Origin of the sequence: Chroococcidiopsis sp. CCALA 051 (assembly GCF_003015105.1) — a bacterium.
In the GTDB taxonomy this organism is placed as follows: Bacteria; Cyanobacteriota; Cyanobacteriia; order Cyanobacteriales; family Chroococcidiopsidaceae; genus Chroococcidiopsis; species Chroococcidiopsis thermalis.
In genome coordinates, this window is sequence record NZ_PYCI01000103.1 from 1 (window position 1) to 24,445 (window position 24,445).

Annotated in this window: 18 protein-coding genes, 1 tRNA gene and 1 pseudogene; 11 read left to right on the forward strand and 9 right to left on the reverse strand. The window is 44.0% G+C overall.

The window, feature by feature from the left end; genetic code table 11:
- Positions 1-67: 67 nt before the first annotated feature.
- The 3 genes from C7Y66_RS21565 to C7Y66_RS21575 all read right to left on the reverse strand — a co-directional run bounded on the left by C7Y66_RS21565 (position 68) and on the right by C7Y66_RS21575 (position 4,581).
- Entirely contained in the window at positions 68-1,651 is a 1,584-nt protein-coding gene (locus C7Y66_RS21565; protein ID WP_106547167.1) for a sensor histidine kinase KdpD, read from the reverse strand.
- A 291-nt stretch (positions 1,652-1,942) separates the two neighbouring features.
- Positions 1,943-3,871 carry an alpha-amylase family glycosyl hydrolase gene (locus tag C7Y66_RS21570; RefSeq protein ID WP_106547168.1) on the reverse strand — a complete coding sequence of 643 codons (1,929 nt, stop codon included), beginning with the start codon at positions 3,869-3,871 and terminating at the stop codon, positions 1,943-1,945.
- 512 nt (positions 3,872-4,383) lie between these two features.
- Positions 4,384-4,581, reverse strand: a complete 198-nt coding sequence (locus C7Y66_RS21575) for a hypothetical protein (protein ID WP_015153918.1) — start codon at positions 4,579-4,581, stop codon at positions 4,384-4,386.
- Between the two features lie 341 nt (positions 4,582-4,922).
- On the opposite strand from C7Y66_RS21575, the gene ffh reads away from it, so the two are divergent.
- The 7 genes from ffh (at position 4,923) to C7Y66_RS21610 (ending at position 12,336) form a co-directional block, all read left to right on the forward strand.
- The gene (gene ffh, locus C7Y66_RS21580) at positions 4,923-6,386 is read left to right on the forward strand and encodes a signal recognition particle protein (RefSeq protein WP_106547169.1); all 1,464 of its coding nucleotides are present in this window, start codon (positions 4,923-4,925) and stop codon (positions 6,384-6,386) included.
- Positions 6,387-6,516: 130 nt separating this feature from the next.
- The gene (rpsP, locus tag C7Y66_RS21585; RefSeq protein WP_015153916.1) at positions 6,517-6,789 is read left to right on the forward strand and encodes a 30S ribosomal protein S16; all 273 of its coding nucleotides are present in this window, start codon (positions 6,517-6,519) and stop codon (positions 6,787-6,789) included.
- Positions 6,740-7,189 carry a KH domain-containing protein gene (locus C7Y66_RS21590; RefSeq protein ID WP_015153915.1) on the forward strand — a complete coding sequence of 150 codons (450 nt, stop codon included), beginning with the start codon at positions 6,740-6,742 and terminating at the stop codon, positions 7,187-7,189. Before rpsP ends, C7Y66_RS21590 begins: the two co-directional genes overlap by 50 nt.
- A 118-nt stretch (positions 7,190-7,307) precedes the next feature.
- Positions 7,308-8,261, forward strand: coding sequence for a PhoH family protein (locus C7Y66_RS21595; RefSeq protein ID WP_015153914.1), 954 nt, complete (start codon positions 7,308-7,310; stop codon positions 8,259-8,261).
- 417 nt (positions 8,262-8,678) lie between these two features.
- Complete coding sequence (locus tag C7Y66_RS21600; RefSeq protein ID WP_106547170.1) at positions 8,679-9,659, forward strand: ABC transporter substrate-binding protein; 981 nt, start codon at positions 8,679-8,681, stop codon at positions 9,657-9,659.
- Positions 9,660-9,805: 146 nt separating this feature from the next.
- The gene (locus C7Y66_RS21605; RefSeq protein WP_106547171.1) at positions 9,806-11,338 is read left to right on the forward strand and encodes a sugar ABC transporter ATP-binding protein; all 1,533 of its coding nucleotides are present in this window, start codon (positions 9,806-9,808) and stop codon (positions 11,336-11,338) included.
- Positions 11,335-12,336, forward strand: a complete 1,002-nt coding sequence (locus C7Y66_RS21610; protein WP_106547172.1) for a ribose ABC transporter permease — start codon at positions 11,335-11,337, stop codon at positions 12,334-12,336. The genes C7Y66_RS21605 and C7Y66_RS21610 overlap by 4 nt, the downstream gene beginning before the upstream one ends.
- Before the next feature lie 173 nt (positions 12,337-12,509).
- Here the strand turns inward: C7Y66_RS21610 and C7Y66_RS21615 are convergent, their stop codons facing one another.
- The 3 genes from C7Y66_RS21615 to C7Y66_RS21625 all read right to left on the reverse strand — a co-directional run bounded on the left by C7Y66_RS21615 (position 12,510) and on the right by C7Y66_RS21625 (position 15,482).
- The gene (locus C7Y66_RS21615) at positions 12,510-13,211 is read right to left on the reverse strand and encodes a hypothetical protein (RefSeq protein WP_146149837.1); all 702 of its coding nucleotides are present in this window, start codon (positions 13,209-13,211) and stop codon (positions 12,510-12,512) included.
- Positions 13,212-13,379: 168 nt separating this feature from the next.
- Positions 13,380-14,210 carry a YsnF/AvaK domain-containing protein gene (locus C7Y66_RS21620; RefSeq protein WP_106547174.1) on the reverse strand — a complete coding sequence of 277 codons (831 nt, stop codon included), beginning with the start codon at positions 14,208-14,210 and terminating at the stop codon, positions 13,380-13,382.
- Between the two features lie 351 nt (positions 14,211-14,561).
- Positions 14,562-15,482, reverse strand: coding sequence for a hypothetical protein (locus C7Y66_RS21625; protein WP_106547175.1), 921 nt, complete (start codon positions 15,480-15,482; stop codon positions 14,562-14,564).
- Between the two features lie 789 nt (positions 15,483-16,271).
- Here C7Y66_RS21625 and gshA point away from each other — a divergent pair.
- The 3 genes from gshA to C7Y66_RS21640 all read left to right on the forward strand — a co-directional run bounded on the left by gshA (position 16,272) and on the right by C7Y66_RS21640 (position 20,881).
- The gene (gene gshA / locus C7Y66_RS21630) at positions 16,272-17,426 is read left to right on the forward strand and encodes a glutamate--cysteine ligase (protein WP_015153909.1); all 1,155 of its coding nucleotides are present in this window, start codon (positions 16,272-16,274) and stop codon (positions 17,424-17,426) included.
- Between the two features lie 224 nt (positions 17,427-17,650).
- Positions 17,651-18,115 (forward strand): tRNA (cytidine(34)-2'-O)-methyltransferase, encoded by a 465-nt coding sequence (locus C7Y66_RS21635; RefSeq protein ID WP_106547176.1) that lies wholly within the window; start codon positions 17,651-17,653, stop codon positions 18,113-18,115.
- An 867-nt stretch (positions 18,116-18,982) separates the two neighbouring features.
- Complete coding sequence (locus C7Y66_RS21640; protein WP_146149838.1) at positions 18,983-20,881, forward strand: M23 family metallopeptidase; 1,899 nt, start codon at positions 18,983-18,985, stop codon at positions 20,879-20,881.
- 119 nt (positions 20,882-21,000) lie between these two features.
- On the opposite strand, the gene C7Y66_RS21645 is transcribed toward C7Y66_RS21640, so the two are convergent.
- Positions 21,001-22,080: an MraY family glycosyltransferase gene (locus C7Y66_RS21645; RefSeq protein ID WP_015153906.1), complete on the reverse strand. Its 1,080-nt coding sequence runs from the start codon at positions 22,078-22,080 to the stop codon at positions 21,001-21,003.
- A 233-nt stretch (positions 22,081-22,313) separates the two neighbouring features.
- On the opposite strand from C7Y66_RS21645, the gene C7Y66_RS21650 reads away from it, so the two are divergent.
- Positions 22,314-22,387, forward strand: a tRNA-Met gene (locus C7Y66_RS21650).
- An 84-nt stretch (positions 22,388-22,471) separates the two neighbouring features.
- Here C7Y66_RS21650 and C7Y66_RS32570 read toward each other — a convergent pair.
- Positions 22,472-22,641 (reverse strand): annotated as a pseudogene (locus C7Y66_RS32570) (IS701 family transposase); the annotation flags it as partial.
- A 59-nt stretch (positions 22,642-22,700) separates the two neighbouring features.
- Positions 22,701-24,445, reverse strand: a 1,745-nt coding sequence (locus C7Y66_RS31260; RefSeq protein WP_106547178.1) for a hypothetical protein, incomplete at its 5' end; no start/stop codon positions are given.

Sequence of the window (24,445 nt, forward strand, 5' to 3'; positions counted from 1 at the left end):
ATATACGGGCGGGTTTAACCGCAGAATCATTTGTGTGATGACAGGTATCCTCAAAAAAAACCCGCCCCTACGACTCCCCACTCCCAAATAGGGGGAGAAACACTGTCAATACTTCTCCTTGTTGTGGTTTCTGACGCACGATCAATTTGCCACCAATCGATTGAAATAGGTGCTTAGTAGCATTGAGATTGAGACTAATACAGCCTGTTTCGGGTTGAAAAGTGAGTAACTGACCGAGAGATTTGCCAATCGACGTGACAGAAAAACTTTGTGTCGCTTCGTCGTCTTCTCCTGGAAGTTGCGAAAATAACTGTAGCTTGAGTTGATCGCCAGCAGGAATGACTTGCACCTGAATTTGACTGCCAGCGGGTAGGCTGCGAGTAAAATTCTCGATTAATCCTGTCAGTACCCGATCGAGCATACTAGGATGGCTGATCACCGTTGGCATTTGCTGCGGCACAATCACATCTAAAGTCATGTTGCGGCGTTTCGCACTGTGTTGCCAGCGGGGAATACTTTGCTGCAACAACTGTTCTAAAGATGTGGCAATCAAATAATTATTATTGTTGCTATCTGAAGCAGATGTTTCTAGTTCCGCCGCTTGAAACATCAACTCCATGCGATCGATTTGTTCTCGACATTCGTGTTCGATCGCCTCTAAGCGTTTTTGCACATCGCTAGACAAGTCTCGTCGCTTCAATAACAGGCGAATCAGCGTGCGAATTGTCGTCAAAGGCGTGCGAACTTCGTGAGCAAATGCTTGCAGGAGTTCTAAATCGGGACGGGAATGGGGAGTTGGGAGTCGGGAGTCGGGAGTCGGGAGTTGAAAGTCAAGAAGATTATCGTTGTTCTTGACTTTTGATTTTTGACTTTTGACTTTTGCATTGTCCCCTTGTCCTTCCTCTGGCTCTGGCAAATACTTTAGTAACAGGCGGCTAAATTGAGCCACGATCCGGTAATCTGGGGCAACGGGAGCATATTTATGGGCGATCGCATCGACTTGCAATAGTAGATATCGCGGGCTAGTCAGAGCCACTCGCGCCCGCAGCGTCTGCCATGCCTGCGCAACTATCTCCGGTTCAAATGCAAACATAAATACTGGGTCGTTATTGCCATCTACCCCAGCAACCATCACCAAGCTAAAACTATCTGTCAAAACTAAGCAAAACTGTTCCTTTGCTAGCGGATCTCCCGGTAGCAAGGGTATAGTCGTACTACCAGGGGGATCGATTTCTACTGCTACAGGTAAAGGATCGGATTTTGCTTGAGACTTGGCTACATCAGACTTGGTTGCAGCTGGCGGGAGTTGAAACGGTCTTCCTCCAGATAACTTCAGCCACTCTGCGGTAAACACTCCAGTTTGAAAGTTAGCCAGCAACTCTTTTTGACTCAAAATTGGTGCTGGACCAGCTAAAACGATGCCTCGATCGCCTTTAAATCCTAAAGAGTTTGACAATGGGGAACCAAGACTATCTAACAATAGCTGTTCGAGTGCGGCGATCGCCCCACTCCACTCTTTCACGACTTTGAGCCGTTTAGATGCAGCACTGGTATGGCGAATGACTTCTGTTTCCAACTCTGGAGTGTAGTAGCCAATCTCATCCGCTCTGCTCTTGGTAATAATTTCCCTTATAGTTGGTAAAGTCCACATTTGCACCAGCGATCGCCCCCTCTCACAGCTAGCAACTCTCCGTTCCGTTCCGCTTTTCTAGATAGTTCCACTTTTGCTACTCAATAAGAGAGTATCGAGATTTTGGCACTAGCGACAGGCGTAAAACCGAACTTTAGTCTTCGCAATTTCCTGAATTAGGAAGGGATTGTCGATCGTTGGTAATGGGTAATGGGTAATAGGCAAGAAGCAATCCACCACTATCCCATTACTTGAGTTCGATCGCGAAGCTTATTAACTATTTTGACTTTTGACTTTTGACTTTTGACTTTTCTACGATTCTCTCCCAGATGCCCAGAGATCTCGCCACTTAACCGTCCCTTCGCTAGCAACAACCCAACGTCGAGCCACGATATTTTCCCGTAATGGCGATCGCCCTTCTCGCAACATGGCATATTTGTAAGTAATTAACTTACCAGCACTCTCCTCGAAGGGAATTTCCGCAAACCAAGTATTGGCATTAATGTACTCTAGGGGGTAAGCTTTGCCAATATCCCAGTTTCCTAGCTCTGGACAATCGCCCATCACCACAATTCTTTCACCGAGTTGAGTGTTGACCCCATTTAATTGCACTCTAACTAAAGTTTTAGCTTTTGCCCTTTCCCCAATATGACTGAGAACGATGACATCTCTTCGTCCCAGTTCTAAATTGCGGATCTCGCCGTTCTCCACTGTAAATTTGCGCCGCGTTAACACGCAAGTATGCTCGCCATCTGGTAAGTCTGTCATGACTGTATCAATCGTGACGGCTTCGCCGCGAGTCATGGCAACAAAGCAGGTACACTCACCATATCTTCTGACATAGCAGTAGACATCTGGGGTAATATATCGCTGCTGATGGCTACCAACCGATACGGCTGGGTTGAGTCGCCGCAAGCCAGAAAGCAAGCGAATATAACGATAGATTTCAGTGTCGTTGTCCCAACTCGTCATCATCGGTCGGTTGTAGGGATCATTTCCGCCATTTGTATCGTCGTGAAGATACTGTTCCGTGCCGTAGTAGATGCAAGGGATGCCACGAGATGTCATAATCAGAGCCATCGCCACTCGTAGCATTTCCGGGTCGGCATTAAGCGACTGAAAACGCGGCATATCATGGTTATCGATAAACGTGACTAACTCTGTTGCCCCGTTATAGCGGTAATCGAGATCGAAAACATCTTGGATTAGTTGAAATCCACCCTCAGCGCCTTGTGCCAAAGCGCCTCGAATTGCTACGCATAGACCAAAATCGAGCATGGACATACCCGAACAGTTGGCAAATTCTACCGAGAGATCGTCGAGTGGATGGCTGAAAATCCATTCACCAAAGACAAACACATCTGGTCTATGGGCTTGAATATCGGCGATAAACTCTTGCCAAAACCAAATTGGCATATGCTTGACTGTATCTACCCGCAAAGCATCCACGCCTCGATCTAGCCACTGCTTAATTGCCAATTTGATGTAATTACGATAGTCGTTGTTGTTCTCGTTAAATGTGGCTAAACCGGAAAGTTCGCAGTTCTGTACTTGCCATTCATCTTCCCAATTGGAGACTTCACCGTAATGATGATACCAATGATCTTTATCATCATTAAAGTCGGCAATTTTTACGCCATCGTCATATAATTCTCCCTTGACTCCGCTAATGTCAGGGCTACTATGGTTGCAGACAATATCGAGAATTAACTTCATCTTTCGCTTGTGTAGTTCGTCAATCAAGCGATCGAAGGTGGTATTTCTAGTTTCTTGAGTTTTGTTCAGGGATGGATCTTCATCTTGACCGATAAATCGCGGGTTCAAGCGTTTGAAGTCTTTCGTCCAGTAGCCGTGAATTGCCGCACTTTCGATAAATAAATCTTCAATTTGCTCGAATAAAGGAGTCAGCCAAATTGCTGTCACTCCCATGCCTTTAAGATAATCGAGTTTATCGATAATTCCTTGTAAGTCACCACCCCAATACTTCCCCCATTCTTGAGCATTGGGATCGTATAGTTCTGGGTTAGGACCTTCGCTATTGTTTGGATCGCCATCATAAAAGCGATCGACTACCACAAAGTAAATTGTTTCTTGACGAAATTCGATATCTCTGGTGTAAAGAAACTCTAGATCGATCTCTGTTTCTTGTTGAGGTGCTGTAATTAAAGTATCTATTTCTACTTTTGGATCGGTCAGTTCGTGTTGAGCAGGAGTCGCTTTAACCGTGGGAAGTGTTTCCATAAGGTTTAGTGAGTTCTATATTTTTCAAATTGCGAGCGCATCTATGCACGAGTTGGTTTTGCTTTTGGCTCCTGTCGTTTTTCAGCGGGATAACATGCCAACCAACTATTTTTTTGCAGGCAATTGTTAAAATATGTTAATCACGAAAACTCTATCATCTATCGTGGGAAGTAATTTTATAGCGGTTTTTCGATTGGGTAAAACACACGCTCTCTCTGGGGCGTACAGAGAAAGCGCCCCTACAAATGTCACGCACGCAATCGAGAATTGCTATTATAGTGACTTTAGCACTTCGGAGAAGCAGAACGTTGTTCGTCACTAGAATATTTAGTATCGGTAGCGGGTTCACTACTCAATCTTGACTTAGCAATTCTCTGTATAGTTATTCCCGGTATCTGTACTCAACTACAAAATTTTAGCTCCCCTCAAAACTGCGATCGCCATGCAATTTTGAGGGGAGCTTTATGTTATTTAACAAATTTAGCAAACTTTCTTCACACAAAAATCGCCATCTAGCTCATAGAAGAACCACTGCGATCGTAGTTAGCCGAGAAGGTGGGGTGGGGTTTGCCTTGAATATGATTCCAATATTCTGTCGTACCTTCAAAACCAATTTCAGCTGCTGCACGGTTCAACATCGATTGCTGACGGTTTTTGACTACGTGGTGGTGACGCATCATCAACGCCCGAGCTTGTTCTTGAGTAGACATAATTTATTCCTCTTTATATTTTTCTGTTTACTTTCACTTTTTTACTATAGCAGGTAATTCTGTATCCAAAAATACAAAATGACTATTTTTAATATTTCTTAACATTATTCTCAGAAAAGCGAGTAATGAGGAGCGAGAAGTGAGGGGAAGAAAAGAGCTGCTCTTGAGCTGAGGGAGAGTCGCCCATCTGAGGGGGAGAAGAGAGTTGCGGAGCAACTACCAACTACCAACTACCAACCATCAACCATCAACTGTCAACCGTTCATCCTTATCCCTCATAATGGAAATAGTGGATAAAATTTGCTTTCCCAAAATCCGATCGCCGTTTTACTTGATGAAATATGTTTGATGCACTTGCCGATCGCCTAGAATCTGCCTGGAAAAAGCTGCGGGGACAAGATAAGATTTCCCATGCCAATATTCAAGAGGCATTGCGGGAGGTACGCCGCGCCTTATTGGAGGCGGATGTCAATTTGCAGGTAGTCAAAGATTTTATTGCTGACGTGGAAACTAAGGCACAAGGAGCCGAGGTACTTTCTGGGGTTAGACCCGACCAGCAATTCATCAAAGTTGTTTATGACGAACTGGTAGAAGTGATGGGGGAAACCAACGTTCCCCTCGCACAGGCAGACGCAGCCCCTACCATTGTTTTGATGGCAGGTTTACAGGGGACGGGAAAAACCACCGCTACAGCAAAATTAGCATTACATCTACGCAAGCAAGACCTCAGTTGCTTGATGGTAGCGACAGACGTATATCGTCCCGCCGCGATCGATCAGTTGGTGACTCTGGGTAAGCAAATTGACGTACCCGTGTTTGAAATGGGTAGCAATGCCGACCCCGTAGAGATTGCGCGACAAGGTGTCGAACAAGCCAAAGCACAAGGGGTAGATACAGTTATTATCGATACCGCTGGTCGCCTGCAAATTGACCAAGACATGATGGCGGAGTTGATTCGTGTTAAAGAAGCCGTGCAACCCCACGAAACGCTGTTGGTAGTGGATGCGATGACGGGTCAAGAAGCAGCCAATCTCACCCGCACTTTCCACGAACAAGTCGGTATTACTGGGGCAATTCTCACCAAGCTGGACGGTGACAGCCGAGGTGGAGCAGCGCTTTCAGTACGACGAATCTCGGGACAGCCGATTAAGTTTGTCGGTGTCGGGGAAAAAGTAGAAGCACTACAACCCTTTTACCCCGATCGCATGGCATCGCGCATTTTAGGTATGGGCGACGTGCTGACGCTCGTAGAAAAAGCCCAAGAAGAATTTGATCTTGCCGATGCTGAGAAAATGCAAGAGAAAATTCTCTCGGCAAAATTTGACTTCACCGACTTTCTGAAGCAGATGCGGCTGCTGAAGAACATGGGTTCTTTGGGTGGCATTATGAAGCTAATTCCTGGCATGAATAAGATGTCGGACGACCAGCTGAAGCAGGGTGAAACCCAGCTCAAACGCTGCGAAGCGATGATCAATTCCATGACCAAGCAGGAACGTAAAGACCCCGATCTGTTATCTAGTTCCCCCAGCCGTCGCCGCCGGATTGCCAGAGGTTCTGGTTATAAAGAAAGCGACGTGAGCAAACTGGTGAGCGACTTCCAGAGAATGCGAGCCATGATGCAGCAGATGGGTCAAGGCGGCGGCTTCCCAGGTATGCCCAATCTATTCGGTGGTGGCGGCGGTATGGGCGATCCCTATGCTGCTGGTAGTCGTCCTACTCCCCCTGGTTGGCGGGGCTACGCTGGCGGCGCACCCGCTAAGAAAAAGAAGAAAGAGAAGAAGAAAAAGGGGTTTGGGACTTTGTGAGTGGTTAGTGGCTGGTGGCTAGTGGCTGGAAGAATCTAGTCACCAGTCACTAGTCACTGTCAACTGTGATATGATGATCTATTCAGTGAATACAATCTATTAGCCGCCTACAGGAGAAGTTAACCCCAGTATGATCAAACTGCGATTGAAGCGATACGGTAAAAAGCGGGAAGCAAGTTACCGCATTGTGGCGATAAAAAGCAGCGCTCGGCGCGAAGGTCGTGCTTTGGAAGAGCTGGGATTCTACAACCCCAGAACTGACGAAACTAAGCTAGATGTGCCAGGAATCGTAAGGCGGCTCCAACAAGGTGCTCAACCTACTGATACCGTGCGTCACATTTTACAAAAAGCTAATGTCTTTGAACAGCTCAATACCGCAGCCAGCCAATCAACCAACTCATAAGGGCGATCGCACTATAAGTTCAGATCGACAACCAGATTACGCTAAACTAGCGCAATTTTTGATTCAGCCGTTTTTGGAGTCTCCCAACTCGCTAAGCGTGGATTGTGAGTTCTTCCCTAGTACGGCAAAGGTTTGGCTTAGAGTCGCCTTTGAAGGTGAAGACAAGGGGCGAGTTTTTGGTCGCGGCGGACGCAATATTCAAAATATTCGCACGGTTATTGCTGCTGCTGCTGCTATGTCAGGGCATTCAGTATATCTGGATATTTACGGTAGCCAAGCTTTTAATGGTGCGACGAGTGGGGAAGAAACCGGACGTTCATCAGATCGTTCATCTGCGCCAAAATTGAGGGAACAGCGAGGTGAGAGTCCCAAACCCGTGCAAAAACCTCGTTCTCATTAGTCGTTGGTTGATGGTTACCGCTCGTTTGTAGCTAGTAAGCTAGAAAGGACAAATGACTGATGGTGTAGGGCGAAGCCCTTCCCATAGGGTTACGACCAATGACAAATAGAAAACTGGTATGGCAGAGCCTTTAACGATCGCGCTACCAACTCAAGCTGGCGCGATCGCTTTAGCTGGAGAAAATGAAGAAAATTTGAAAACCCTGGCGCGACTCACAGGTGCTACAGTTGTGTTGCGCGGGCAAGAGTTATATATTTACGGCACGGAAAAACAAATTGAGCTAAGCCAGCAGTTAGTGCGATCGCTCGAAGATCTTTGGAGTCAGGGTAAGAGTATTTCAAATGCAGATATCCTGACGGCGCGTCAAGCATTAGATACCCATCGCCAAGGCGAACTGCAAGAATTACAGCGAGACGTTCTCGCTCGTACCCGTCGCGGCGATGAAGTCAGGGCAAAAACTTTTCGCCAGCGTCAGTATATTCAATACATTCGCACCCATGACTTGACATTTTGCTCTGGTCCTGCTGGGACTGGTAAGACTTATTTAGCAGTGGTAATTGCTGCCCAAGCTTTGTTAGCAAATCAGTACGAACGGTTAATTTTAACTCGTCCAGCCGTGGAAGCTGGGGAAAAACTGGGCTTTTTACCAGGGGATTTGCAACAAAAAGTCGATCCGTTTCTCCGTCCCCTCTACGACGCATTGTATGAGTTTATCGACCAAGAAAAAATGGCTAACCTAATGGAACGGGGAGTCATTGAAGTAGCTCCTCTAGCATATATGCGGGGTCGCACGCTGAATAATGCTTTTGTGATTGTAGATGAGGCGCAGAACACGACACCAGCCCAGATGAAAATGGTGTTAACGCGGTTGGGATTCCGTTCGCGCATGGTTGTGACTGGGGACATGACTCAGACTGACTTGCCTTTGCAACAACAATCAGGGTTAACCGTAGCGTTGAAGATTTTGCAACATCTCGAAGGAATTGCTTTTTGCGAGTTTTCTCAAAAAGATGTCGTTCGCAATCCTTTAGTGCAAAGAATTGTTGCGGCTTACGAGCAGTACGAGAAATAATTGCTGTTTATTTACCACGGATACTCCTGCTCAAATTATTTTTTCTACTCATAGATATAGAAAATCAAGCCGCGATAAAATAGATTTTTCTCTTTAAGCATTCTTGCATTCAGATGTTCTGATAAATAGACATTAGGTCAATTCAATATTTACAATTTTTAATTTAAATTTTGTTTCTAGTTTGAATAATTTGAAGCAAATTTTGATATCAAACGGTACTTATACATACGAGTCTCAACAAATTTCAGGGCGATCGCGCATTCAATCCATTTCAATATCTAAGCTTTAAGATAGATGTATAACGTTTAATAAAAAAATCAAAATAATAATTCTGCATACTAAAAAAATTGCCTGAAATCTCGATCGCATCTCGCACTATAGATTCGGTCTGACTATTTTTAAAAGCTGGTTGAAAAAATGAAAGGGAAAAAAGCCGCGATCGCCATTGGTCTATTGGGCGCGATCGGCAGTGCGATTGTCGCTTGCTCGCCAGATAGCCAAAATAACTCTACAGCACAAATCAATCCAAACTCAAAACTGCGATCGCTTGCAATTACTGTAGGCGATCTCAGCAATCCCTTCTTTGTCTTGATGGGACGAGGTGCGGAATCTGAGGCTAAGAAAATTGCTGGAGAAGGGGTACGAACTGCTGTTGTTTCAAGCGGTTACGACCTCAACTTGCAATTCAATCAAATCGAAAACTTTATTGCCGCTAACACGGACTTAATCCTGCTAAATGCTGGCGATAGTGAGGGCATTGCAGCTGCTGTGGAAAAAGCCAAACAAGCAGGCATTACCGTAATCGCAGTCGATACAGGTGCGGGTGGTGGCGTAGATGCTACCGTCACCTCTAATAATCTGCAAGCAGGGCAGATTAGCTGTCAGTATATTGCCGATCGCCTCAAAGGGAAAGGCAATGTTGTAATTGTGAATGGTCCGCCAGTACAATCTGTATTCGATCGCGTCAAAGGTTGCGAACAAGTCTTTGCTCAGTACCCCAACCTCAAAATACTTTCTAAAGACCAAAACGCCGAAGGTAGCAGAGATGGTGGTTTAAGGGTCATGAGCGACTTGCTGACATCATTTAACAAAATTGATGCCGTATTTGCGATCAACGATCCGAGCGGAGTTGGTGCAGAACTCGCAGCCAAGCAAGCTAGACGCAACGAGTTTTTCATTGTCGGCGTAGACGGCGCACCGGAAGCAAAACAAGCAATTGAAGACCCCAATAGTATTTTTGTTGCGACTGCTGCTCAAGATCCGCTAGGCATGACACAAACAGCCGTTCGAGTTGGTAACGACATTCTCAATGGCAAGAAGCCGAAGAATCCCGACATATTGATTCCTGTCAGGCTAATTACCAGAGAAAACGTCAAAGACTATAAAGGCTGGCAGTAAGAATTCGGAATTCGGAATTCGGAATTCGGAATTATTTTTAACTTCTCTTGACTTCTGTAAGGACGGGTTTGATGGCAGAACTCTCTGTTGTTTGACAGCTATCCTCAAAAAACCTGCCCCTAAAACTCCCGACTCTCGCAATTTTTATGACAACAACAACATCCCCTCCCATCCCTCGGTTAGAAATGCGAGGCATTACCAAGAAATTTCATGGTGTAACTGCCTTGGAGAATGTCAATTTGACTGTTTATCCAGGTGAAATTCACGCTCTGATGGGCGAGAATGGCGCGGGTAAAAGTACGTTGATGAAAATTCTGGCTGGGGCATACGACACAGATGCAGGTGAAATTCGCATTAACGGCGACCCAGTAAAAATTTCCGATCCTAGTGCTGCTAGGCAAGCCGGAATTGCCCTGATTTATCAAGAACTGAATCTCGCCCCCAACTTGACTGTAGCTGAAAACATCTTCATGGGTAGCGAGTTAACTAAGGGATATTTCCTCGATCGCGATCGCATGAATCAGGAAGCAGCAGCAGTTCTTAACAGTTTAGGAGCGAGTTTTCAGCCAGAAGACACGGTGTCTCGTCTCTCAATTGCCGAACAGCAACAAGTCGAGATTGCGCGGGCGCTCAAGGACAATAGCCGCATCCTAATTATGGATGAGCCAACCGCAGCGCTTTCAGACCGCGAGACAGAACAACTATTTGAGTTAATTCGCAAGCTGCGAGACAACGGCATCGCCATTATCTACATCAGTCATCGCATGGAAGAAATTTACGCGCTTGCCGATCGCATTAGCGTTTTGCGAGATGGCGAGTACGTAGGCAGTTTAGAACGCCAGGAGATCTCTAGCGAGCGCCTGGTACAAATGATGGTAGGCAGACCTTTGCAAGATTTGTTTGAAAAACAGCCCGGAAAAACTATCGGTTCAGTCGTACTAGAGGTAAAAAACATTAGCGATGGTGGCAAGATTCAGCCTGCAAGTTTAACACTACACGCAGGAGAAATTGTCGGCTTGGCAGGACTGGTAGGTGCAGGACGTACGGAACTATGTCGGTTAATTTTCGGTGCTGACCCCAAGACAAGTGGTGAAGTGATTTTAGATGGTAAACATCTCAACATCAATCAACCCAGCGATGCGATCGCCGCTGGTATTGGTTACGTGCCAGAAGACCGCAAAGAACAGGGCTTATTTCTCGAAATGAGCTGCCGCAAGAATATTGCAATTAACCTGCTCAAACGGGAAGCGAAAGTAGGCACGATCAGCCCATTACGAATTAACCAAATTGCCTCAGCCGCAGTCGATAACTTTAATATTCGGCTAGCAGAACTAGGCATTAGAGCCTTAGATTTGTCTGGTGGCAACCAACAGAAACTGCTGCTAGCAAGATGGTTGGCAATTAAGCCTAAAGTTTTGATGTTAGACGAACCCACAAGGGGTGTAGATATTGGCGCAAAAAGCGAAATTTATCGCATCATTAGCGACTTAGCAGCCCAAGGAGTTGCAATTCTAATGGTTTCGAGCGAACTACCCGAAATTATCGGGATGAGCGATCGCGTTTTGGTGATGCGAGAAGGGCGTTTAGTTGGCGAACTAAACAGTACCAACGGCGAGAAAATTACGCAAGAAAAGATTATGACTTACGCCACCGGAGCAATTGAGGGAGAAAAATTATGAGTCAAATCCAATCAAAACCAATGCGAGGCAGATCGAGCGATCGCCCCAAGGGAAGTAGGCGTAAATCTGCAAGTAACCTGCTTCAGGTAGTAGGAATTCTCCCGATTCTGGCGCTGATTTGCATTCTCTTCGCCTTACTCACGCCTAACTTTCTTACCACAGGCAACATAGTCAATATATTCCGGCAAGCATCGATCAACATCGTGCTAGCAACAGGGATGACGTTTGTAATTCTTACGGGCGGAATCGATCTTTCGGTTGGTTCTATCCTGGGAGTAACAGCTGTAGTTGGCGTACTGACATCACTCATCCCAGGGGTCGGCTGGCTGGCGGTTCCCGTTGCTTTACTCGCAGGCTTGGGTTTGGGCTTAATTAACGGTGCTTTAATTGCCTTTCTTGACCTGCCACCTTTCATTGTCACTCTAGGTGCGCTCACGGCTTTGCGAGGGGCTGCTTATTTAATTGCCAGCGGTACAACCGTGATCAACCGCGACCTCAACTTTGCGTGGATTGGGATTAATTACTTAGGACCAGTTCCTTGGTTAGTGGTAATTGCGTTGCTTACAGTGGTAGCTAGCTGGTTTATTCTCCGCCGCACTATTTTGGGAATGCAGATCTATGCAGTGGGTGGCAATCAACAGGCAGCAAGGCTAACAGGAATTAAGGTCAAGCGAGTACTGTTATTTGTTTACGGTGTCAGTGGCTTGCTCTCCGGCTTAGCGGGAATTATGAGCGCCAGCCGTCTTTACAGTGCTACGGGAATGCTAGGGAATGGATACGAACTCGATGCGATCGCGGCTGTAATTTTGGGCGGAACCAGCTTCTCTGGTGGGATTGGCACTATCTGGGGAACTCTGCTTGGTGCGTTAATCATTGCCACCCTCAATAACGGACTAACTTTGTTGAATATGTCATTCTTCTGGCAGTTAGTTGTCAAGGGTTTAGTCATTATTGTTGCCGTCACAATCGATCGCCTCCGCAGGCGTTCTAGAAGATAGAAGGATGAGGCTTTAGGAAAATAGAGGAATAGCAATGCCATTCCTCTACATAATACTTTTTAGTTAAGACCAATTCTGCCTCACCCCCCTTCTTAAAAAGGGAATAAATGCCCCCCAATTTATCGGGGAGTTGGAGGGAGCAAATCGTATTGCAAAAACGAACAGAAATTGTGTTACTCTTGCTCGATATTAATCTCTCTAGGGATTACTGGCACTCCGTTCTCGACTGGAAAATTTTGCATCACGAATTTATCCTTGCTGACTGGCACTAAAACGTAAGCCGTCTGCTTTTGTTCGCTTTGCTTTTCAGTACTAACTGCTTGGCTTTGTGCCATTTGTTGAGCTACAGCTTCTATTGGGCTTTTGGCATTTTGACTAATATCTTCAGTCGCAAGTCTAACTGAGTCTGTCGCGCCTTTAACATTGTAATAGGCGTTGTGAGTACTCATTTTGACTGCATTCACTGTACCTTTTACATTCTCGTTAACATCCTCCGCTGTACCCTTAATAGTAGTGCCTACGTCGTTGACGGTGTAGTTAACGTTTTCTGCTACGTTCTTAACAGCGTTGCCAACATTTTTTACAGAATTGTTTACACCCTCGGCTGCACTCTTAACAGCGTCACCAACTCCTTTTACAGTATTGTTGATGCGATCGACCGTAACTTTACTAGCCAAAGCAACAGTAGCAGCACCAACTAAAGCACCAACAGCAGCGCCAATTCCTATTTTTGCTAAGTTCGGCTCCCTATTTGTGTTTGTGGAAACAGTATTATCTGCAACAGTATTATCTTGATTCTGGCTAGGTTGTTGGACCGTAGTAAAATCGATATTTTCAGTGCGATCGCTCAAAATTGGCTCGTTTTCACTCATCATAGTTGTGTCCTTTTTTCCAATGATTCTTTTTTATTCAATCGTCAATAGGGCAAGCTGTTAATTGCCCGCGGTCGAAAAAATTGCAATTACAACAGGTGTAAATCGCGTTAATTAATTGCTATTTGTGGTAGTTTTTGAGGAACTTTGTACTACAGGTAGCTATACTTGCTACGTACTCGTTTGTTCCATTTGTAAATCTTGAAGATTCAAATCTAATTCTTCACTCCGAATGCTATCTTCAACTTCAAGATTGTGATATTCTACTGTCTTACGAACGTTAATTTGTTCGCGCACAAATGGCTGTTTTTGAATTTCTGCCATCTCCTCGTAAACTTCCAGCCGCACCAATTCCCTTTGCTCGAAATCTGCTTCGCCAGGCGCTACTGGCGTGTCGTTGTCTATATCGATCTGCTCGATGACAAGTCGCTCTTTTTCTAACGGCACACAAACGCGAACTTTATGTGTTTCAACGTGCTTAGCGATCGCTACTTCACCAGTTTTGACTTGTTTCTTATTTGCAACTAGCCGTTCTTCATACAACTGAAACGTCTGTTGTTCGGGTAGCTGAATGTCCGAGCTAACAGGCTGTGAGTTAGTTGTTGGAGTTGGAATATCCATCCCAGTGTCTACAGCAAGCGGAGTCGCAGCCGCAGCTTGAGTGTTGGCTTGAATATTAGCTGTTGTAGTTTGATTTACACCATTACTACTAGCTACATCCTTAACTGCTTCTACAGCATTTCTGACCTTGAGAGGAACGCCATCAGCTGCATCTTTAACAGCGTTTCCCGCAGCTTTTACAGTTTGGTTAATACTCCGAGCTGTTTTCTTGTCAGCTAAAGCGATCGCGACTGTACCTAATACAGCGCCTATAATTCCGCCAAGTGCTGCTTTGTTGAACCCGTTACTTACCCTTTTATCTATCGTTTCAGTGTCGATCTGCTCTGAAGTCGGAGCGTCGTTATTTTTCTGCTCGTCCACAATATCCTCGTTTTCAATCATCGCGATCGCCTCTTTTTCTCGGCAACAAAAAGAAACATTATTAATTTAAAACTGGGATTAATCCAAGTTTTGAAAGTGCGTGGATTTTGACATACTCATTAATTACGAGTTTCTCTCAATCCACGCCAGAAAAAAAGTATTCTGAATTCGGAGTTCGGAATTCAAATCATGGAGTACAAGCAATCCATTTATGCATGGAGAACCAAAAAGCGTAGAATCGCAATGATAGCCACCATTTTAATCGTGGAGTGTTAATTCAGACTTCGGAATTAACAATTCCGAATTCTACATGATTCTCGCGGATTTTTGATTCAACCCACCCTTACGAGTCATGCGCCTTCAGTTCGACCTTTAAAAATCAGATGTTTGGTCGTTCAATCCAGGTGTTGATTCGCCATACCCAGGTGTTGATTCGTCATACCCAGATGTTGATTCACCATACCCAGATGTTGGTTGGCTGATTTCAGATATCGGCTCTTTATCTTGCAGCTGCTGTGCAATTCCTTCTGACTGAAATGACTTTGCAGAATCTTCTAGCGTTGGTGAATCGACAATAATAGTTCTCTCGATCGTGCGCTCTTTTTCTACGGGAATCAGAATGTAGGTTGTCGCTGGTGGAGATTGCTGCTCGGCTTGATTGACATATCCACCCCGATTCATATAATCAGCTTGGTTAGCGCGGTCTGCTGTCTGCTGGATTCCGTCTGCTACACCTTCTACCGATTGCTTCACTCCTTCAGCTGTATTTTTGATTGCGTCTGTTGCTTTACCTACTACGGCTTGATTGACACCTTCAGCAGCATTTTTTACCGTCTCACCAACACCTTTAGCAGCGTTGTTGACACCTTCAGTTACACTTTTTGCCGCTTCTCCTACACTTTTAACAGCATCGTTAGCACGCTGAGTTGTTTTTCTATTAGCTAAAGCACCAGCTAATGTACCCAACGTAGCACCAATCAGTCCACCAATTAAAGCTCTAGTCAAACCATTATTTAAACCTTTGTTGGCTTCGCTAACTTGGTTCTGACCAGCATTGTAGGATTGATTAGGTAGTCCAGCGCCTTGATTGTTCTGACCAGCATTGTAGGATTGATTAGGCAGTCCAGCGCCTTCATTATTATTGACAGCACGAACGTAATATTGACCAGATGGAGCTGTACCGATTTCATTTTTAGGTGAATCTGTACCTACAGCACGAACATAGAATTGACCGCTTGGAATGTTACCAAGTTCATCTTGCTGAGTCTGTGCTTGCGGATCTTGACTCATCATAATATTCTCCGTTTTTATTAAATGACTTGACTTTTTTTGAGGTTAGATCAATGGCTGGCAAAGACGAATGAGTTAACAGCTAAACCTTTCGTTTACCCTCCAGTAAAAACACCTGCAAGGCTTGAAAACTAAGTTGTTAGTTGATGCAACTGGCTGTATTTCGTTCTCTTGCTTAATAGCAATCTAACAATTGGAAATCGTGTTTTTACTGAACTAAAGATGTACATTATCAACCCGGCGCTCAGCCTTTAGTCATAAATTAATATCGAGTGGCTTTCTAGTATTGTCGAACACATTAATTAATTGATGTAAGTTAGTTTCGATTTAGGCTTGAAATTAATTTATTTCTTCTATCGAATTACTCTAAAAAACTGAGAAATTACTAACTAAAAGCAGAAACTAGGAAAAAATAGCTAAATCGAACTTACGTTGGCTTAATGCGCTCGATGTTGACAGATCCAAGCGATCGCCCCCTCTATCTTTTCACTGTTCCCTGTTCCCTGTTCCCTGTTCCCCAATCGGCGATATGATTCTCTATAGAAAGTGATAATTAGAGGCAACCACCACAACGGCAAGCGCAAGTCACGAACATATCCTGTACGTAGCAATGATTTTAGGGCTTGAATTTAACTTGAGTATCTAGATAAAAAAACAACAGCACCTAACTACGGACAGAAAATCGCTCGTGGCAAGTTAATAAAAGTACTGAACTTGCGGACAGATGCAAAGTCACGACTATGCCAGATAGACTGAAAAGGCGAATAATTACTGTAAGCCGAGGAGAATCAAGTGCTGCTATCAAAAGGCTTTGAAATTGAAATGTACACGGGGACACCGTCGGGTGATGTCGTCGGTCTTTCAGACAAAATCGTGGCAAATTTAGAGGGGAATTTTGCCAAAGAGCCAGATAGCCGTAACGTAGAGTATATAACGTCTCCCTCAACTCAATACGAAAGCCAGTTGTGCGAATTACTGCGCCCTCGGCGCAAAATACGGGAATATCTCCAGCGATTGGGCAACTACACGTTTATTCCTGGTAGTACTTTATCTTTGGGGGGGAGCGATCGCTTCTACCGTTCCGACCCGAATAACCCATACCATGAATATATTGAAAAGACCTACGGTACTACAGTTGTTACTGCTAGCGTTCATATTAATGTTGGGATTGAAGATCCAGAAGTACTTTTACGGGCGTGTCGTCTGATCCGCGTCGAAGCACCTCTGTACCTCGCCCTCAGCGCCTCCTCTCCTTTTATTGACGGCGAACCTACTGGTTATCACTCCACCCGTTGGGCAGTTTTTCCTCAAACTCCCGCACACGTCCCCCTGTTTGAAAGCCACGCTCATCATATTCGTTGGGTTGAGGAACAGTTAGCCGCAGGGACAATGCAGAGCGTGCGCCATCTTTGGGCATCGGTAAGACCGAATGGCGATCGCCGCCCTTACGACCTCAACCGTTTAGAATTAAGAATTTGCGATCTCGTCACCGATCCGATTGCTTTATTGAGTATTACTGCCTTACTGGAAGCGCGGCTGTGCCAACTCATAGCAGATCCACAACTCGATCCGCTAGAAATGAGTACCCTACCAGCAACAACCCGCGCTGAAGATTTGTTGACAATTACTGCTGCTAACGAAAGCGCAGTCGCCCGTTCTAGCCTCGACGCTCAGCTAACTCATTGGCAAGACGGCAGAAAAATCTTAGCGAGAGACTGGATTGAAGAAGTTTATCAAGAAGTCTGGGCGATCGCCAAGCAAAACGGCTTCAATTGTTTTCTTTCTCCCGTACAAAAAATCCTGCGCGAGGGGAACACCGCTCAGCAGTGGTTGAAACTTCATGCATACGGCTTTGAACCTAGAAGCATTATCATGCAATCTATTCAAGCAATGAGCGATCGCGAGTTAGAACTGGAAGATAAGCTCTGTTCGTCGGCAATGGTGTAGGGCATTACTCATCAGTTATTTGTCACTCGTCATTTGTTCTACCAATGACAAATGACGAGTGACAAGTGACAAATAAATGTTAAGAATTTTTAATCATTTGTTTTCGATTTACATTTATTTAAAAAAACTATATATTTATGAATCTGAAGCCAAATCGTGCTATCGAAAGGACAGCATCTCAATTCAACGTTTTGACTTTTGACTTTCGACTTTTGACTTTTTAAATGCCTCAACTCGTTTTGGTTCACCCGCAAATTCCTCCCAATACTGGAAACATTGCCCGTACCTGTGCGGCGACAGGGACAGAATTACATTTGGTTGCACCGTTGGGTTTTGAAATTAGCGATCGCTATTTGAAACGAGCTGGCTTAGACTACTGGCAATATGTCAACTTGCATTACCACGAATCTCTAGACAGCTTCAAAACCTATTATCTAGAGCGCGGGGGACGCTGGGTTGGCTTTAGCGTTAAAGGTGAATCGAACTACATCGAATACCAATTTCAGGCTGACGATTGGTTGCTATTCGGTAGCGAAACAACTGGATTACCTCCAGCCGTCCTTTCTGCTTGTCACGCCAGAGTTTACATTCCTATGGCTCAAACTGGCGTTCGCAGTCTAAACCTTTCTGTCAGCGTCGCCGTTGGTCTGTTTGAAGCCCGTCGGCAATTAGGATATTTGAGGGCATAGGGAGCAGTGACTCCTGACCAGTGACTCCTGACCAGTGACTCCTGACCAGTCAACAATCCACTACAACCTACACCCTACACCCCTTCTTCACGCACCACGCACCACCAATTACCAACTACCAACTACCAACTACCACTGATAACTGATAACTAACAACTGACTTACGTATATTCTCTGATTTTTTTGACTCTAAGTTAAATAAAGGTATTTTTTTTTACAGCTATTTTTAATAAATTCTCATCATCAGCTTTTCAGTCTTGAGATAGATATAAGAAATTTTTATAGATTTTTTGACTAAAATCTCTCCTTCGATGATACATTTTCTTCATCATTCATCTGTCTTGTTATAGAAGATTGACAGCTCCCATAGGAAGATAAATTGAGGATTTGAGTCTTTGTACTCAGAGTTAAGCCTTGGCTGTGTAGCTCGCAGCTTTGGTAAAATGCAACACTTGTTGGCTTACAGGAATTGACTTAAATTGACTATGTGTAATAGAGAACATAAGTAATATGACTCAATACATTGGCGTAATCTTTTTCTAAAGAAATGTTAAATAGCAGTAAAAGAAAAAATAAATATGCCAAAACAAAAAATGCCTATATTCTGGGCAGTTCTTACTCCTTAAGTAGAAATCGCCCAACTGTAGTATATTGAGCAGACTGGAGACAACGTTAATTTTTTTTGCCAATAGGCTGTAAGCTTGTTTAAATCAAAAATGCCTAGTAAGCTTGCCTCAGCATATTTATCTCAGCATGAAAAACTGGATTTGATAACACTCAAAACCATCGTGTAGTAGTATCGCAATTGCGATCGCCAGAGCAAATGAACAGAGGTAGTTAAGCGCTATTCCAGACAGGAGGTCATTGTTGAAACAAACGTGGGCAAAAGATCGAGCAGATCGAGCCTCTAAAGCCAAGCGGCAAGTGCGGACTTCAGCCGCCACGATCGGCATTATTTTCTCAGCCGGAGCGTCCAATCTGCTATTGACCCAAATCAGTAATAGCGCTCCAGCCATAGCCATAAATCAGCCTTCGCTCAGTCAAATGCCGATAGCAACTAGAGCGAGCTTAACCATTGGCAGCATTGGTGTGCCAACAGGAATCGCGGCAACCGTGCCTTTAGCATTCACTCAAAGCCATACTAACGCGACACAGTTATTTGAGCCTGTAGCCAAGCAACCAATAGAGAAAACAGCCAAAGTTTTACAAGCTTTGCGAGTCAATCGCCTGATTCGCCAGCTTAAGGCAAGTAAAATTACCGTATCAACAGCAGCGTTAGTATCTCAACTAGACGAGCGAGAAGCAGCGATCGCCAGACAAAGATGGTCGATCGATCGCTTGAGACAGAAATTGAATCGCTTGGAAGAAGAGAGTTCGGCGGAGTTGGGGTTTGAGGAGTGGCAAGCATCGGCAGGGACATCGAGCCAGGAACAAATGGGGGCATCGCTAGCAAGCGATCCTGGGCTGCAACCCGCAGTGTCTCTACTAGCATTCCATCCTCAGTTACAAACTCCACAGTCAATACATGGTAATGCAAGTGGGGAGGCAATGCCTTACGTACTGGAGGCAATGCCTGAAGCTCGAAGCATGTCTTTGGCACAAACGCACACAGCAGCAAGTCTGCCAAAAATAGCGGTCGATCGCCCAATGGTACTAGTCCCCTTACAGGCACTTAGCTACAAGGTAAAAGCCGGAGACACGCTGAGTGCGATCGCGCAACAACACGGACTACCACTGACAACTCTCATTACCGCCAACAAATTAGCCGATCCCAACCGCATTCAGATCGCCCAACAGCTGATCGTGCCACTTTCGCCATCAAAGGGAAGTGAGAGCCAGCAGCCAATAATAGCAGCCCTGGAAAACAATACTAATGCTGGTATGGGTGGCAACATTTCTGAAGATGATTCGGTTATGGAAGCCAATCCTCAAGGGATAGCAGAAATTCAGCGGCAGCAATCAGCAAAAGCAGAACAAGCACAGTTGAGCGATCGCTACGTCCAAAATTTACGTAGTGATATCGAGAAATTACAACAGAGATATCGCACCCAGCCATTGCTGAGTCAAGCAATACCAACAGAACAACCTGCTGCCAAGACGAGTGGCGATCGCTTGTTGCAGAAGCTACGTCAGATTGCATCTATCGAACTTAAAACAGATCGAAACTTCAATTCCAAACAAGCAAGCAAGACTTTACAAGTAGAAGCACCAAAACAGCCGCAGCGTTCAGTGCAACCAACTGAAGATGAAAGTGATGATAGCTTGGCAACAGCACCGATTGGTAGAGATGCAACAGATTCGCTCCAATCAATTCAGCAACGAAACGTATCGCCAGCATTACCACCTTTAGATTCAGCAGATACCTATTTACCCAAACCGACAATTTCCAAAAAGGGCTTCATGTGGCCTGCTAGAGGGAAACTTTCTTCCGGGTATGGCTATCGTTGGGGGAGGATGCATCGAGGAATTGACATTGCTGCTCCGGTGGGGACACCTATTTTTGCGGCTGCGGCTGGAGTCGTCATCAAGTCAGGTTGGAACTCTGGCGGCTACGGCAATATGGTTGATATTCAACACACAGATGGTACGGTCACTCGCTATGCCCACAACAAGCGATTGCTCGTTCATAAAGGTCAAACAGTATACCAAGGGCAGCAGATTTCCGAGATGGGTAATACTGGTTTCAGTACTGGTCCCCACCTACACTTTGAAATTCATCCACTAGGTAAAAAAGCAGTTAATCCGATGGCTTTTTTACCCCGATGAAGTCAGTTATCAGTTATCAGTTATCAGCAGAAAGGAGTTAGGAGTCAGGAGCCAGGAGTTGAAATTAACTGGTCACTGGTCACTGGTCACTGGTCACTGATAACTGTCCCTAGCCCCCTTCATACCTTCCTAATTCTTTGCCAGATGGTGAAGCTTAGAAGTGCGACAATGCTGAGCATAGTCATCAGGATAGTGAGAGGGGTCATACCTTGGAGTTTCATTGCTAAACAATTCCCGACTGCGGTGAAAGACCATAATGCGATCGCCGTAGCTCGTTGCGATAAGCCAGTAGCCAACAAGCGGTGATGTAGATGGTCTTTACCAGGAGTACTAAGAGGATTTTTCCCCGCCATCAACCGCAGGACAAACACCTGAGTTGTGTCAATGACTGGTAGCAGCAGAAATAGGATTGTTGGTACTAAAGCAAATACAGTATTAACTTTTAAGCTACCTAAAATTGCGGTAGCCGCTAGCACGTAGCCAAAAAAATAAGCTCCAGCGTCTCCCATGATGATACGGGAAGGATGAAAGTTATGACGCAGAAATCCTAGTGCTGAGCCTCCCAATGCTGCTAAGAGTAAAGTTGCTGCGGCTCGAGTGGCAAATTGTGCCGAGACCGCTAGTAGGCTCATAGAAGTGATAAAGCTGACTCCTCCTACTAAACCGTCAATTCCATCCATCAAGTTAATTGCATTCGTAATTCCAACTACCCACAGTACGGTAATCAGAGTCGAAAGTAACGGATCGATTGGTGGAAATATTCTAGCTTCGATGCGGATATCGCTAGCAATGAGCAAAAAAGCTGTCAGAATTTGTACGGACAAGCGTACCCAAGGTGGCAAGCCAAATTGGTCATCGATGAATCCTACTAAAACTAAAATCGAGCCTCCTAACAAGATTGTTAGTACCTCAGCTAGCACTCCTTCAATAACTATGGGGCGCAAAAGCGTTGCCAATACTAAAGCAGCTAACACTCCAGTATAAATTACCAAACCACCAGCATTAGGCAAGGGTTCGCGGTTGAGCCGTCGTTCGTTAGGCTGGTCTGCCCAACCTACTTTTAAAGCGAACGATCGCACTTCTGGCATTAATTGCCAAGTGACTATCCATGCCAACACAAAGGTAAACATGACTGATAGCCAACCATAACCATATGGGCTGGCGATCCCGATAGATTGGAGGAAGCCGTAGATGTTCATCTTTTTTAATCCAATCCTTAATCATAAGGATGAATACGAGCAGCAACAGTATAGTTCAGACTTGCTAAAAAGCTACATCTGTGTTTATGCTCATGCCAATTTAACAGATAGAGAAATTTCGGTGTCCTCTCAATTTAAATCGAGATTGGATCGAATTCGATCCTAGCTTCAGAATTTTGTCAGAAAGTACGATTAGCGATCGATATGTTAGTATAGTTAAGCGTCAAAAATCTGGCTCAGTAGCTCAGTTGGTTAGAGCAGGGGACTCATAAGCCCAAGGTCGGCAGTTCAAATCTGCCTTGAGCCATCGGAAAAAACTAGATAGAGCAAGGCTTTCAGCCTAATAATCGCAGTTGAAGATTTATTAAATCTTAGCTGTGACTATTGCTTTACGCACGATTACTGGTAAAGATTTACGTGGAATTCCAGAAATATCCCTAGATGCAGAAACTTAAAGGCTTCAAAATTTCTCACATCTGGAGACAGATTTCGGTACGTTTGGCAATATTTTTCGAGAAACGCTACCGTTGATACTGGCTCTCTACGCTCATCCACAGCCACAGCCTAGTTTCTAACACTCCTTTTCTTATTTTAATCCTGCCAAAGCAACAAAAGAGGAATCAGATATCAAATGATAAGAAATTTATTTCTATAGTTGGTGAGTATAAGAGAGAATTGGTTGCATGGAATTTAAATGACTGGACTTGAGCAGGTAATTGTCTGTGAAAGAAAGACAACGCTTCATTGTCATCTTTAGGTAGGTGACTAACTATAACACCGTTGTCTGAATTCTCAGGAATAATTCTGTAGTCTCGTTTGCTACCATCTGCATAAGTTACTTGCATAGTTACAGGTGGACTTCTAAACAAGCTTTTATAGATTTTCCCAAAGAGAGAATACGTAAATTTAACTTTTGCAAGAATTATAGAGCGATCGCTTGCTTCTATATGCTGAGAATTATTCCAACGTACAGTTGACGTTTTACTTGTTGAAACACTTGGAGAACATCCACTTGAAGACAGTTTTTCTAAAAGTAATAAGTTTGTTGGATAAGAAAATTTATTTTGTTGGCTAGACTTAGGGAGATAAGAATTTAACTTGTAGTTACAAAAAATATAAGCAAAAGTTCTAGGTTCATCAAAAAAAGGATGTCTACCATCTATGGCAGAAAAATCATAGAAGATATAGTCTCTCGGTTCTGCTGATAGACTTTTAAAGTTGAGGTTATCAAGAGCAGTTGTATAAGCTGAGTAAGATTGAAATATTGGTCGCGGCTTCCAGTTTAGGTTGTTTGCTGCTACTAATGATATTTCCCAAGGAACAATATCAACTTTTTTATTTTCTACTATGCTTGTCATGCTAGTAGGTAATTTTTCGACAGCTAAATTACTATTGCTATTTGCTCGTACACTAGAGTGCAAAGAACTTAGGTTAAATAAGTATGTCAAATTTTTAATCGCCATGCTTGGAGTAATAGAGCGAGGACTGCTGACTCCTATTGGAATCCAAAATATAAAAGCTATAACTAAGACATAAAAATAGAGTAGATATGGAATTTTTTGAATGCGAGCTGTTCTGAGTTTTGGTAGAGATAGTGAAACTACAATCAACGTACACCAACTAAAAATGACGATGTGATTGACACTATGACGGACAAACCCATGTTTAAAAGCTAAAAATAGACATAGAAATAAAGCTAATGCGAAACCAAAATTTCCTGCTCTTGCTATACAAATTAAAAGAATAGATATCAAAACCAGTTCTGAAACTGCAAGAATTAACTCTCGCTTAGAACCTACAAGACTCATTGCACTAGAATAATTAGATGCTAAATCTAAAGAGTTTTTTAAATAGTCTACTAATGAAGGATGAGAGGAAAAAATTGTTACGGCGAGACAAAGACAATAAATTACATAAAATACGTACCAGCTAACAGTCCGAATATGGAACCTACTACGTAAATCTCTACTCGCGATCGTTTTTTCGCCTGCTTTATCAATAACTTTACGTGCTAGCCTTAGCTGAATAAACCAAGCTAGTAATCCACAAGTACCAGATACAACAAGACAAACTAGTATTTTATGAAAGTTGAATATGTAAAAATTTGGAGATAATAGTATAAATGATACGGATATGGCAGCTAATAATGAATCAAGCAAGGCAAAAAGACTAACAAGATAATTTGTTTTTTTCTTAATAGAACTAAAAAAGTTTCCAGAAAAAAATAAATATAGAGAACCCGCAGTAGCGATTCCAAGAGTAAACTTGGTTAATAGACAGAAACCTGCTAAAGCTCCTAAACTTACAGCGCACCATCTAATCAACTTTATAGGCAAATCATCAATAATAGATAAAGCAATTAAAA